Here is a 13,383-nt window from a genome sequence, read left to right on the forward strand (position 1 = left end):
GATTTTTTATAGGTACTTTCTATGGATGCTTGTGTTCACAGGCATGACATAAAGGCGTGCCCTTATTTGCCTGCTTTATAGGTTTCTGCGGCTTTTAAAATCTCGGCGCGCGCTTCTTCTACATCGCCCCAGCCAGCCACTTTTACCCACTTGCCTTTTTCCAGATCTTTGTAGTGTTCAAAGAAGTGTTCGATTTGCTTCAGGGTAATTTCAGGCAGGTCTTGCAAGGTTTTGACATTGCTGTACAGCGTGGTGAGTTTGTCGTGGGGTACGGCAACGATTTTTGCGTCTTCACCGGCTTCGTCGGTCATCTTTAGTACACCCAGTGGGCGGCAGCGAATCACGGAGCCTGCTTGTACCGGTTGTGGGAATACTACGAGTACGTCAGCGGCGTCGCCATCGCCACACAGGGTGTGAGGAATGTAGCCGTAGTTACAGGGGTAGTACATGGCGGTGCTAACCAAGCGGTCAACAAACAGCGAGTTGCTGTCTTTGTCGATCTCGTACTTAATGCCGGAATTCATGGGGATTTCGATAACTACGTTAAAGTCATCGGGCAAGCTTTTGCCTGCAGGGACAAGTTCAAAACTCATGGCGGGTTCCTGACGTGTTGGTTATGTGTTGATAAAAGACTAGTGAATCTAAACGTGGTTCTGGTGCCGGGATCAAAAGCCTGGCCGGTACTTTACCTAAGCGGCCGCGGATTCTACCACAACAAAAACACCACGATAGCCGCCGCCACTATGCCTGCGGCGGCGAGTGCCAGCCAGGCCTGCCGTTGGCCTTTGCGGCGAATAGGCTCGATGCGGTTGCCGGGTGATGTGGGGCGGGTTTTCCAGCGCTTGGGTTCGCTGCTGGGCAGTTTGCGCTCAATCGGTTTGCTGATCTCATCCAGAGGTTTGCGCATGCGCGTTTTGGTGTCATCCAGATCTGGAGCCACTATGCGAAAGGTATAAACATCCAGACGCAGGCGGTCGCCATTGTTGGCGGTGGCGTTGTCGATGCGCAATTCATTGAGGAAGGTGCCGTTGGCGGAGCCGAGATCCTTGATGCGCAGGTGATTGCCTTCAATGCTGATCTCGGTGTGGCGACGGGAGAGGTGGGTGCCGGGGATAACGATATCGCATTGGTTGCCGCGCCCAATCACCATGCTGCGCTCGGGCAGCAGTATAAATTGTTTGCCAGCCAGCCAGCTGCTATCGGATACCAGGCGCCAGGGCAGTGCATATGCATCTTTGGGGCGATCGGCAAGGCTGCGGGGGTCGAGCACAATAATCTCGCAGTGGCCAAGTTTGATAATATCGCCGGGTAAAATTTCGCGCTGGGTAATGCGCTGACCGTTTACAAAGCAGCCGCTTTGGCTGTTGTTATCTTTGAGGATGTGTTTGTTGTTTTCCTGCAGAATCTTGGCGTGGTGTTTGGCCACCTCGGGGTCATCTATGACTAGATGGTTGTCGCTCGCGCTGCCGATGGAAAATAATTTCTCGACGACCCATATCGGGGGCTGGCGATTGTCCTTGAAATGGAGTTTGAGCATCGAAGGTTCCGTTTTGTCGCCTTATTCATCTTTTTGATGGGTAAGTGTGAAGGTATTGTTTATTCGGGCGCCGTTTTACTGATCTGAATGACATTACCATCGAATTCTATTAACTCAATACCTAAAGGGCAAACTTATGACCGACATCGCTGTGCCATCTGCGCCTGCGCCATCGATTCCTGCGGCGACTAATCGGGTAGTAATCCACTACTGCAACATGTGTCGTTGGATGTTGCGCTCCGCCTGGCTTGCGCAGGAACTACTCAGTACCTTTGACGGCGAGCTGGACGAAGTGGCATTACACCCGGGCACTGGCGGGATTTTTCATGTCTGGCTCAACAATGAGTTGGTGTGGGACAGGGTGCGCGATGGCGGATTTCCCGAGGCCAAGGAACTAAAGCAACGGGTGCGCGATCTACTCTGTCCGGATCGCTCCCTGGGGCATAGCGACGGCCATAAAAAATGACTGACTTTTGTAATAAACCTCCACCACCAAAAGCGGCTTGATGGCCTTTTTACTGTTTTAGCCAGGGGCGGCTGGCATAATGGCGCCGCCCGTGACTACAGCATTGGCCACACCCTCTGAAGGACTCAACTCCACCGGATTATTTCATGCACACATTGTTACGCTTTTACTGGACACTCAACCGGGTGTATCGCGCAGTGGTTATCAATCGCCCCTATCATGTATTCACCGGTTTGGTGATTCTGACCATAGTGGCCGCCTTTGGGTTGACCAATTTCAAACTGGATGCGTCGGCCGACTCGCTCACGCTGGAGAATGACACCTCTATCGATTATTTGCGTGAAATATCCAAGCGTTACCAGAGCGGCGATTTTCTGGTGCTGACCTATACCCCCAAGGCGGATATTTTTTCCGACGAGTCGATTGACACCCTCAAGCAATTGCGCGACGAATTGGCCAATGTTGATGGGGTCGCGAGTGTTATCTCAATGATCGACGTACCGCTACTCTACAGTCCCATGCGCTCACTGGCCGAGCAAAAGGAATCCACCCGTACCTTGCTCACACCGGGTGTAGATCGCGCCATGGTGAAACAGGAATTTTTAACCAGCCCTATCTATCGCGATATGTTGCTCAGCCCCGACGGCACTACCTCGGCGATTCTGCTCAATCTCAAAGTAAACAATCAGTACATTGAAATGGCACGGCATCGCGACGCGTTGCGGCTGAAAGCGAAAACGGCAGGGCTGACCCCGGCAGAGGCTCACGAGCTGGAAAAAGTGGCGGCGGAATTTCTTGCCTATCGCACCGCAACCGCGGCACAGGATGCGGCGCGTGTCGAAATTGTGCGCGGTATTGTGGAGAAATATCAGGATCGCGCACAAATTTTCCTTGGCGGTGTCACCATGATTACCTCCGATATGATCGCTTACATTAAGAGTGATCTGGTGGTATTTGGTGCGGCACTATTGCTGTTTATTGTGTTTATGCTGGCATTTTTATTTCGCCAATGGCGCTTTGTCATTCTGCCGCTCACCACCTGCTTGATGTCGGTCACGCTCATGCTCGGCTGGCTCAGTTGGATTGACTGGCGGCTCACGGTAATTTCATCCAACTTTGTTGCACTGTTATTAATCATGGTGTTTGCCTTCACCATTTATGTGGTGGTGCGCTATCGCGAATTACATGCCATAGATCCAGATCTGGAGCAGGCGGATTTAGTACTGCAAACCATGCGCGACATGGCGATACCATGCCTCTATTCCGCGCTCACTACCATAGTCGCGTTTATGTCATTGGTGATGAGTGGTATTCGCCCGGTAATCGATTTTGGCTGGATGATGACTATAGGTTTGGTGGTGGGTTTTATATTGGTGTTTGTCGTCCTGCCCGCCGGTTTGATGATGCTCCCCAAAGGTGAGCCTAAAGATCGCGGCGATAATTCGGCGGCGCTCACGGTGCGTTTTTCCAAGTTGGCGGAATTTCATGGTGGCAAAGTGTTGCTGGTAGCGATGCTCGCCGTATTCTTGAGCATATGGGGCATCAGCAAACTCGAAGTGGAAAATCGTTTCGTCGATTACTTCAAAAGCGACAGCGAAATTCATCAGGGCTTGAGTGTGATCGATCGTCAACTGGGCGGCACTGTGACGCTGGATATTATTCTCGACGCCGAGAAAAACACGCTTGATATTGTTGAGTCAGAAACCGCTGATGAAGAAGATCCGTTTGCGGAAATTCCAAGTGATGCTGCCGCAGCGGAAGTATTTGATGAGGAAGATCCGTTTGCCGGGATGGGTGATGAAGATGCCTTTGCCGATAGCGGTACAACCTCCAACGCCCCTCCCAGTTATTGGTTCAGCGTGGCGGGCTTGGATCAAATTAAAAAATTGCACAACTATTTGGAATCGCTACCTGAAGTGGGCAAGGTGCAATCACTTGCGACTGTGTACCAACTGGCGCACGACATAAACAAAGGCAAACTTAATGACTTTGAATTAAATGTGTTGCGCAATATGTTGTCGGACGATATTAAAGGTTTCCTGATCAAGCCCTATCTGGCGGATGAAGCCCAGCAGACGCGTATCACTCTGCGCGTGATTGAAACTACACCGGATTTAAAGCGCGCGGAGTTGGTAGAGCGTATTCGTGAGTACGCCACCACCGACGCCGGCTTTAAGCCGGAGCAGGTGAATTTCACCGGCATGTTGGTGCTTTATAACAACATGCTGCAGAGTTTGTTTGCCTCACAAATTTCCACCATCGGAGTGGTATTTGTTGCCATCATGTTAATGATGATGGTGTTGTTCCGCTCATTCAAAATCGCATTGATTGCAATACTGCCCAATATGATTGCGGCGGGAACTGTTTTAGGGGCAATGGGGTTAGTGGGAATTCCTCTGGATATGATGACTACTACTATTGCGGCGATAGTGGTGGGTGTGGGTGTGGATCAGGCGATTCAATATTTCTATCGTTTCCGCGTGGAGTTTGCCCATGACCAAAATTACGTCGAAGCTATACACCGCTCCCATGCTTCAATTGGACGTGCAATGTATTACACCTCGGTGACAATTATTGTGGGCTTTTCCATTTTGATGTTGTCGGAATTTATCCCGTCAATTTATTTTGGATTGCTAACGGCGTTTGCGATGTTGATGGCTGTGATTGGCTCGCTCACACTGTTGCCAAAATTAATCCTGCTGTTAAAACCTTTTGGGCCCGGTAAATAGTTCTCACCACCATTGGTTTGCACGCAGGGTTACACAAAAAAGGGGCGCGAAATTCGCGCCCCTTTTTTATTGTAAAATTTTTTACCAATGCATTAGGGCTTTAAGTTGCGGTGTTAAGTCTTTCGCCATTGCAGCGTGTTGATCTTTGGTGGGGTGTGCATCCTGTGCATCACCCGGGTAGTGATTGGAAATCAGTTGATGCACGCGAGTATTGTTGACCCGTGAAATGGTCTCGCGTAAATAATCAATCAGTGCCGCCTTTTTTTCGCCGTTTAAGATTGCGCCATCAGTCAGGGCAATGTGCGCTTGCGGGTGATTGTGCAAAAGTTTATTAATCAATTGCACATAGGCTGTTACGTAGTCTTCGCGTGCGGGAATGCCCGGGCTGAAATCGTTAGTTCCTATCGCAATTAAAATTAAATCCGGTTGATAGCTCCGGTGATCCCATTTCAGTGCGGGGTTATGATCGCCAACAGTAAACTCATAAAATTCGGCCAGATTTTTATCATCGGTTTTTTCGTTCCAGCTGCGCACCAAGCCGCGCCCGCCCCAACACACTAATTGCACCTGCGCATTGAGTGCTTTCGCAGTGAGCATGCCGTAGGATTCGCGCGCATTCCACCAGCGTGTATTTTTCTCTTCGCCCTTTACGCGATCAATTGCTTCGCCGCAGGTCACTGAGTCGCCCATAACTAATAGTTTTCGTTGTGGCAGTGCGGGTGCGGGTAAAAATTTCCCCTCGGTTAAGGTGAGTTTTTTTAGTGTCACGCTACCGTGCCAGTTTTCCGAGCGATGAATAATTTCTACTGAGTGTCGTCCTGAGCCGGAAAAATTAAATAATTCAATCGTTTGTAATTGTTGTTCCAGTTTCACTTGCGTGATGTGATTATCATCAACAATAACATCAATCCAGGAATTGCCACCGGAACTTTGCAGTTCGGCGGTGAGTGTCTTGCCTATTACCTCGGTGCGAAAACTCACGCCAGGAAAACCAAATTCATAGGCGCTATCGCCAGTGCTGTGGGTGCGCCCCATAATGCTGAGCGGTGCTTGGGTAGCTTGCATACTAATTACGGTGGGTTCCTGTGGTGTTACTGGGGTGCAGCCGTTGAGTGCAAGTGCAGTCAGCGAACAAAATATAAAATAAGCATATTTCATATTGTTACCTGTGTGAGGCTAATGCTCTGGTGTTTGTGGAAGTGAGCTAGTGCCTGCTCTTGGGCAGGCACTTTCTTAATCGGTACTATTTTAAGTAGGCACTACAAATTTATTGCAGCAGTTGTTTGATGTCCGGCAACATGGCGTCGGCCCAGATTTGATAACCCTTGGGTGTTGGGTGCAGAAAATCTGCCATGATTTCAGGTGAAATACTGCCATCTTTTTGCAGTAACGCTGCGCCATAATTTTTAAAGAAAATATGTTTGTCATCGCCGAGCTTGGCAATAATAGAATTAAGTTTTGTTACCATGGCGCGCTTGGGTGAGTCGGCTTTTTCTTCAAAGGGCAGTACGGCGTTTAATAAGATTTTGCTGTGGGGCCAGGCTAATTGGAGTTGCTTGACAACTCCAGTGACACCGGCGGCGGCTTGCTCTGGTGTTTCGTTATAGAGGCCGAAATTATTTACGCCAATTAACAGCACAATTAATTTGGGTTGTAACTGACCTATAGTGCCGTGCTGCAGGCGCCACAGTAAATTAGCGGTGCCGTCGCCACCAATACCAAAATTGGCTGCGTTAAGGGGCTTGAAATTTTTCTCCCAAATTTGCCAATCCCATCCGGCGGTAATTGAATCACCTACAAACAAAACATCTACCTGATCGTGTTCGGCGACCAATACATCTTCGGCGTGCATACGATCCCAAGTGGCAACGGACATCCATGAGTATTCAGTGGTGCGTTTAGTGGGCGTCGTGCCAGCGGAGACTTGTGCAGTCTGCGCATAGCTCATGTGGCAGAGGGCGCTTAAGGCAATAATCGAAGCTGCGCGAATAATAGAGCGGGAGTACAAATACATGGCAAAAATTCCTGCAGTAAAGTTAAAAATAACCATCATCGCCATCTGGGCGATAAGGCATAGGTAACGCAGGCTGTGTGTTTTTTGAAAATCGCGCTTGTGGCGCATTTTATTATTAATACTTTTTGATACTGTTTTTGCGAATCGTGTCATTGGTGTTTGCATTCGCAATGCCAGTAGTATTTAACTTTTCAAGCTTAGTCGCTCATTGTGCATATTCAAACTTTGCACCCCGGCGATATTTAAAATTAAATCCAATAATTCATCCCATGGCTCGGCATTGCGCATGCCTTTGACAGCCTTATCGATGCCATTGGCTTTGCGCAGCAATTGCTGTAATTGTGCAGGCTTTAGGCGGCGCAGTGCGGCTTGAATAAGTGGCTGGCGTTTATCCCATACCCCCGCCTGTTTGGTGGCCCACTCAAAATGTTTACCTTGGGCAACCGCTTGCGAGATTTGAATCAAGGCGCGAATTTCGCGGGTCACTGCCCAGAGCACATTGATGGGTTCGGTACCTTCGGTTTTTAAACCTTGCAGGGTGCGCACGGCAGCGCGGGCATCGCCGTGCAGGGCTTTGTCGGTAAGGCCAAAAACATCGTAGCGCGCGCTATCAGCGACTACGGAGGCCATCAGTTCATAACTGATGCGATTATCGGTCGCGAGCAGCTTTAATTTTTCAATTTCCTGTGCGGCGGCGAGCAAGTTGCCTTCAATACGCGAGGCGAGCAAATCGATGGCGTCGCCATCGGCATGTAAACCGGATTGCTGCAGGCGCACACCAATCCAGCGCGGCAACTGAGCGGGTGTTACTGGCCAGACTTGAATGTGTTGTCCTGCATCTTCAATGGCCTTGAACCATTTGCTTTTTTGCGTGGCGCCATCGAGTTTTTCGGTGACGATTAAGAGCAAATTATCAGGGGCGGGTGACTGGGCATACTCTTGTAAAACCTTGCCGCCTTTATCGCCTGGCTTGCCGGAGGGCATGCGTACTTCAATAATTTTTTTCTCGGCAAAGAGTGACAGGCTGTTTGCGGCGGCGAGTAATTGCCCCCAATCAAAGCTGGTATCTATGTGGTACAGCTCGCGCTCGCTAAAACCATTTTTGCGCGCGGCGGCGCGGATTTGATCGCAGCATTCCTGAATTAGCAGCGGTTCGTCGCCGGACACCAAATAAATAGCGCCCAGTTGTTTGCCCAGTGCGGCGGACAGTTGTTCAGGGCGCAGTTTGGGCATATCAGTTAGCGTCAGCAGCGGGTGCTTTGGCGGGCAATGTTTTGACCGACAGGGTTTTGGTGCGACGCAAAATAGTTTGTGCTAATTCACTGCGCATTTCCTGCAGCACCAATTTCTCTTCTTGTGCGGCACTGTTTGCATTGTTCACATCGTAGTTGTAAGTGCGTGAAATGCGCGCACGGGTATTCAGTGGAGTGATGACGCCTTCGGTATTGCTAACGACATAATCCATGCTGAGAATAATTTCATAGGCGCTGGTCAATGCATCACTACCCACACCTGCGGTGCGTTTATCCATTATCTCTGCTCCCAAGGTTAGGGTCAGGGAGTTGGCGGTAGCACTGTTAACTTCATTGATGTTGAAGCTATTCAGTGATTGACGTAGGGCGTCCATCAAGGGCGAGTGGTTATCCTCGGCGTCGATTACTAAATCCAGCGGGGTTGTCATCGCCAGCTTATCGCCGCCGGCTGTAGAGCCGCGTAAATGCCAGCCACAAGCGGTGAGGGTGAGCACTAATAAACTGACGATGATTTTTTTCATAACACTCTCATGTAGTTCTCCCTTGTAAAAGGGAGGGGTTTTAATTGGCAACGATATTCACAAGTTTATTGGGGACCACAATGACTTTGCGCACGGTAATGCCTTCCAGGAATTTTTGTACGTTTTCCTGCGCAAGCGCCAGCGCTTCCAATTGTTCTTTGGGTGAGTCGATGGCTGCATCCAATTTGCCGCGCAGTTTCCCATTCACTTGAATAACGACTTCCACGGTTGAGCGGGTCAATGCGCTTTCATCAAGTGTCGGCCATTTTTCATTGAGTGGAATACTCTTGTGGCCGAGAGCTTGCCAGAGTGAATGGCTGATGTGCGGTACGATGGGCGCAAGCAATAAAATCGCTGCTTCCAGCGCTTCGCGTTCAACAGCCAAGCCAAGCGGATTGGCGCGGTCGGCGAGTTTGCTGGTTTCGTTGAGCAATTCCATGGTTGCGGCAATCGCGGTGTTAAAGGTTTGGCGACGGCCGTAATCATCGCTGACTTTCTGGATGGTTTCGTGCGTCTTTCTGCGCAAATCTTTTTGCGCTTGCGGGAGTGCACTCACATCAAGCTTGCCCGGTGTGCCGGCATTGATGTGGCCTTCAACTGCTTTCCACAAGCGGCGCAAGAAGCGGTTGGCGCCTTCAACACCGGAATCGCTCCATTCCATGCTTTGCTCTGGTGGTGCGGCAAACATAGAGAAGAGGCGCACGGTATCGGCGCCGTATTGGTTGATCAGCTCTTCCGGGTCAACGGTGTTGCCTTTGGATTTGCTCATCTTGGTGCCGTCTTTCAGCACCATGCCCTGGCAGAGCAAGCGTTCGAAAGGTTCATCGCAGCTCACCAAGCCTTCGTCGCGCATCAACTTGTGGAAGAAGCGCGAGTAGAGCAAATGGAGAATAGCGTGTTCGATACCGCCGACGTATTGATCAACCGGTAGCCAGTAATCAGCGGCGGCTTTGTCGAGCATGCCACCTTCGAAGTTCGGGCAGGTGTAGCGCGCGTAGTACCAACTGGATTCCATAAAGGTATCGAAGGTATCCGTCTCGCGCTCAACCGCTTGGCCATCCAATTCGGCTTTGCGCCATTCAGGATCGGCTTTGATCGGTGAGTGAACGCCGTTCATCACCACATCTTCCGGCAACAATACCGGGAGTTTGTGTGCGGGTACGGGAATCTCGCCGCCGTTGGGCAAGTTGAACATGGGGATAGGTGCGCCCCAGTAACGCTGGCGGGATACACCCCAATCGCGCAGGCGATAGTTGGTTTTCACCTGGCCTTTGTTGGCCATTTCCAGGGTGCTGGCGATGGCATCAAAGGCGGCGTTGAAATCCAAACCGTCGTACTCGCCTGAATTCACCAATACACCTTTTTCAGTGAAGGCGGCTTTGCTCAGGTCGATGGCTTCGCCATTCTGCGGCGCAATCACTGGAGAGATTGGCAGGTTGTATTTCTGCGCAAATTCGTAATCGCGCTGGTCATGCGCGGGTACGGCCATCACTGCGCCTGAGCCGTAGTCCATCAATACATAGTTGGCGATCCACACCGAGACCGGTTCGCCGGTAATCGGGTGCAGCGCTTTAACACCGGTATCGATGCCCCGCTTTTCCATGGTCGCCATATCGGCTTCGGCGACCGATTGCACTTTGCATTCAGCGATAAATTGCGCAAGCGCGGGATTGCTCTCCGCAAGAACTTTGGCGATAGGATGCTCGGCCGCGAGGCTCACATAGGTCACGCCCATAATGGTATCGGGGCGGGTGGTGTAGATATCAAAACCGGTAAATTCGCCAACAGGTGCAGCGAGATCAAAATGCATATCCAGACCGCGACTTTTGCCGATCCAGTTGCGCTGCATGGTTTTGACTTGCTCGGGCCAGTTGGGCAGTTTGTCCAGATCGGCTAATAATTCTTCAGCGTAGGCGGTGATTTTGATAAACCACTGCGGGATTTCTTTGCGCTCAACCAATGCGCCTGAGCGCCAGCCGCGTCCATCGATCACTTGTTCGTTCGCCAGAACGGTATGGTCAACCGGATCCCAGTTCACCGTCGCCATGCGCTTGTAAACCAAACCTTTTTCGTACAAGCGGGTAAAGAACCACTGTTCCCATTTGTAGTATTCGGGTTTACAGGTGGTCAGTTCGCGCGACCAATCAAAGCCAAAGCCGAGTTGCTTTAACTGGCTGCGCATATGGTCGGTATTTGAATAGGTCCAGGCTGCCGGTGCGGTCTGGCGCTGCAGCGCGGCATTTTCAGCGGGCAGGCCAAAGGCGTCCCAACCCATTGGATGCAATACGTTTTTGCCTTGCATGCGCTGGTAGCGGGCGATCACATCGGTAATGGTGTAATTGCGCACGTGCCCCATGTGTAGCTTGCCGCTCGGGTAGGGAAACATCGCCAGACAATAGAATTTTTCTTTGCTGCGATCCTCAATAACCTTGAAGCTTTGGTGTTCTTCCCAGTACTGCTGGGCTTGGGCTTCAACTTCGGCGGGAGTGTATTGTTCTTGCATGGGGCGCTCTTGCATTGGAATCTAAGGCCTATACTGAAGGTGGAGTTTTGCACTCAATGTTGAGAAAGGCGGTGATTATAGAGGCTGTACTGCCTATGTGGGTATAAATATCTTGAAGCGCTAGCGGGAGTTATTTGCCATGAAGCCAACGAATAATCCAACCAATAAAGCTGCCGACAACCCCTACCATGTCAGTCAGCTCGATTTGCCCTTCAGCCCCGAGGAAACGGGGGCTCTGGGCGCGCTTAAACAGGAGGTTGACGATCTGGTCAAACTCGAACTTACCGCCGAGCAGATGGTGGGTGAAGAGGTGGATTTAGCCAAGGCTTATATTCGCGAAGACGCACACAGCATCTGGTCGGATTTGAAGCTTGGGCTTTATGAGTGGGAGCTGATCACCAGTGATTGGCTACTGCGCGCCGCTGACCCAACGCGCGTGGATTGGCAGTTGCACCACTGGTGGGGCGACGACGAAACCCATCTGCACTAAGCACTGCTGAAATTTCCATTGCAGCTGTTATTATCAGTTCGCCCGGCAATGTACCGGGCGATTTTATTGATAAGGGCGGGGCGCCAGTAACAGGCAGTTTTCCGTCGCTCGGCAATAGTCAAACCGGTCAACACAATAATCATTAACCGGCGTCCCTGACGAGATCTACCTATGGCTGTTATTAATCGCGTTTTCCTGTTTGTCTGCTGTTTGTTTTGTATTGGAGTAACTACGCAAGTGTTTGCCGAACAACCCTCTACCCCGCGCCCTGTGGGTGCTTTTTATTTGTGGAATGAAAAGCCTTTGGTCAGTCCCGACCGCGAACATGTAAAGGATCAGCGCGTTTATAGTGTGGATAACGCCTCCATGACGCCCTATTGGCCGGAGGCGAGCAAGGCCAATGGCGCCGCGATTGTGATCTTCCCTGGCGGTGGCTATGTTCGTTTGGCAATTAACCACGAGGGGCACGACATCGCCAAATGGTTTGCCGCGCGCGGTGTGGCAGCGTTTGTGGTCAAGTACCGTATGCAGGAGCACGGCTTTCCCGCGCCTTTGCTTGATGGTTTGCGTGCGGTGCGCCAGGTGCGCCAGCATGCTGCGGAGTGGGGGATAGATCCCGCTAAAGTGGGGGTGATAGGATTTTCCGCCGGTGGCCATTTAGCTGCCAGTGTCGCTACCCGTTTTGACTTTGCCGGCGACAACACTGATCCACTGGCTGACATTAGCGCGCGCCCGGATTTTGCCATTCTCGGTTATCCGGTAATTACCCTGGAGGGCTCCGATGCTCACGCTGGCTCGCGCAAGGCATTGTTGGGCGACCATCCCGAGCCGCAATTAGTGAGTGATAACTCACTGCAGAAGCAAGTCAAAGCAGGGGTTCCGCCCGTGTTTATGCTGCATGGTGTGGGCGATCAAGCGGTGCCTGTCGGTAACAGCCTGATGTTTTTTGCTGAGGTGCAGAAATACAGTAAACAGTCGGAGCTGCATGTCTACAACTCCACTATCCACGGTGTGGGCATGATTCAAGGGCAGGGCACTGTCTCCAGTTGGCCGCAGGCGCTGGAGTTGTGGTTGAGTGCTCTGCAGATCATTAAATAGGCAAAAACTGCGATAGCGATGGTTTTTTAGCTTGCGATAATCTGGCGGCTTGGCATACAATCGCCGCCCCTGAAAACCGGTATACGACGCTAGTCCCAAATGCCCAGGCATATCGCCAAGCTACTTCGTGTCGTCCAAGTCCAGATTCGTCTGGATAAAAGTATGGAGCAAAGTAAATGAGTGCATACGCAATATTTGAAAGCGGTGGTAAGCAACATCGCGTAGTTGTGGGTGAAACCCTCAAACTCGAAAAAATCGATTTCGCTACTGGCGGCGTTGTTGAATTCAACAAAGTGTATCTGGTTGCTAACGGCGCAGACGTCAAAATTGGCGCTCCTGTTGTTGAAGGCGCAACCGTTACTGCTGAAGTAGTTGCTCATGGCCGTGCCGACAAAGTGAAGATCATCAAATTCCGTCGTCGTAAGCACCACATGAAGCGTCAAGGTCATCGTCAGTGGTTCACCGAAGTGAAAATCACTGCTATCAAAGGTTAATTGAGGAGGCTATAAAATGGCTCACAAGAAAGGGGTTGGTAGTTCTCGTAACGGTCGCGATTCAGAAGCGAAACGCCTTGGTGTTAAAGCTTACGGCGGCGAGTTGATTTCTGGCGGCAGCATTATTGTTCGTCAACGTGGCACCAAGTTTCACGCTGGTGTAAACGTAGGTCTGGGTAAAGACCACACTCTGTTCGCGAAAGTGGACGGTACTGTTAAGTTCGAAATTAAAGGCGCTTTTGGCCGTCAATACGTAAGCATCATTCCTGCTGCTTAAT

The 13,383-nt window shown here is 50.9% G+C and carries 13 protein-coding genes; 6 read left to right on the forward strand and 7 right to left on the reverse strand.

Going from position 1 to position 13,383, the window contains the following annotated elements; all coding sequences use genetic code 11:
- Positions 1-62: 62 nt before the first annotated feature.
- Together ppa and O59_RS04700 are read right to left on the reverse strand one after the other, a co-directional pair.
- Positions 63-593: an inorganic diphosphatase gene (ppa, locus tag O59_RS04695; RefSeq protein ID WP_007640025.1), complete on the reverse strand. Its 531-nt coding sequence runs from the start codon at positions 591-593 to the stop codon at positions 63-65.
- A 113-nt stretch (positions 594-706) separates the two neighbouring features.
- Positions 707-1,537, reverse strand: coding sequence for an FHA domain-containing protein (locus tag O59_RS04700; protein ID WP_081489634.1), 831 nt, complete (start codon positions 1,535-1,537; stop codon positions 707-709).
- 136 nt (positions 1,538-1,673) lie between these two features.
- Here O59_RS04700 and O59_RS04705 point away from each other — a divergent pair, with 136 nt between their 5' ends.
- Both O59_RS04705 and O59_RS04710 read left to right on the forward strand, forming a co-directional pair.
- A complete protein-coding gene (locus O59_RS04705; RefSeq protein ID WP_050976944.1) occupies positions 1,674-2,003 on the forward strand; it encodes a SelT/SelW/SelH family protein in 330 nt (109 codons plus the stop codon).
- A gap of 146 nt (positions 2,004-2,149) precedes the next feature.
- Positions 2,150-4,732 (forward strand): RND family transporter, encoded by a 2,583-nt coding sequence (locus O59_RS04710; RefSeq protein WP_007640030.1) that lies wholly within the window; start codon positions 2,150-2,152, stop codon positions 4,730-4,732.
- A gap of 81 nt (positions 4,733-4,813) precedes the next feature.
- Here O59_RS04710 and axe2C read toward each other — a convergent pair whose 3' ends face one another.
- The 5 genes from axe2C to leuS form a co-directional block, all read right to left on the reverse strand.
- On the reverse strand, positions 4,814-5,890 hold the full coding sequence (axe2C, locus tag O59_RS04715) for a bifunctional acetylxylan esterase/glucomannan deacetylase AxeC2 (protein WP_007640033.1): 1,077 nt from the start codon (positions 5,888-5,890) through the stop codon (positions 4,814-4,816).
- A 109-nt stretch (positions 5,891-5,999) separates the two neighbouring features.
- On the reverse strand, positions 6,000-6,854 hold the full coding sequence (locus O59_RS04720; protein ID WP_232283036.1) for a GDSL-type esterase/lipase family protein: 855 nt from the start codon (positions 6,852-6,854) through the stop codon (positions 6,000-6,002).
- Positions 6,855-6,929: 75 nt separating this feature from the next.
- Complete coding sequence (holA, locus tag O59_RS04725) at positions 6,930-7,979, reverse strand: DNA polymerase III subunit delta (protein ID WP_007640037.1); 1,050 nt, start codon at positions 7,977-7,979, stop codon at positions 6,930-6,932.
- 1 nt (position 7,980) lies between these two features.
- Positions 7,981-8,520, reverse strand: coding sequence for an LPS assembly lipoprotein LptE (lptE, locus tag O59_RS04730; protein WP_007640039.1), 540 nt, complete (start codon positions 8,518-8,520; stop codon positions 7,981-7,983).
- Positions 8,521-8,560: 40 nt separating this feature from the next.
- Complete coding sequence (gene leuS / locus O59_RS04735; protein WP_050976945.1) at positions 8,561-11,023, reverse strand: leucine--tRNA ligase; 2,463 nt, start codon at positions 11,021-11,023, stop codon at positions 8,561-8,563.
- 139 nt (positions 11,024-11,162) lie between these two features.
- On the opposite strand from leuS, the gene O59_RS04740 reads away from it, so the two are divergent.
- The 4 genes from O59_RS04740 (at position 11,163) to rpmA (ending at position 13,382) form a co-directional block, all read left to right on the forward strand.
- Positions 11,163-11,513, forward strand: a complete 351-nt coding sequence (locus tag O59_RS04740; RefSeq protein WP_007640042.1) for a hypothetical protein — start codon at positions 11,163-11,165, stop codon at positions 11,511-11,513.
- 171 nt (positions 11,514-11,684) lie between these two features.
- The gene (locus tag O59_RS04745; RefSeq protein ID WP_007640046.1) at positions 11,685-12,611 is read left to right on the forward strand and encodes an alpha/beta hydrolase; all 927 of its coding nucleotides are present in this window, start codon (positions 11,685-11,687) and stop codon (positions 12,609-12,611) included.
- A gap of 176 nt (positions 12,612-12,787) precedes the next feature.
- The gene (gene rplU, locus O59_RS04750; protein ID WP_007640048.1) at positions 12,788-13,105 is read left to right on the forward strand and encodes a 50S ribosomal protein L21; all 318 of its coding nucleotides are present in this window, start codon (positions 12,788-12,790) and stop codon (positions 13,103-13,105) included.
- A 16-nt stretch (positions 13,106-13,121) separates the two neighbouring features.
- Positions 13,122-13,382, forward strand: coding sequence for a 50S ribosomal protein L27 (rpmA, locus tag O59_RS04755; RefSeq protein ID WP_007640051.1), 261 nt, complete (start codon positions 13,122-13,124; stop codon positions 13,380-13,382).
- Position 13,383 lies beyond the last annotated feature (1 nt).

Origin of the sequence: Cellvibrio sp. BR, from assembly GCF_000263355.1 — a bacterium.
Lineage (GTDB): Bacteria > Pseudomonadota > Gammaproteobacteria > Pseudomonadales > Cellvibrionaceae > Cellvibrio.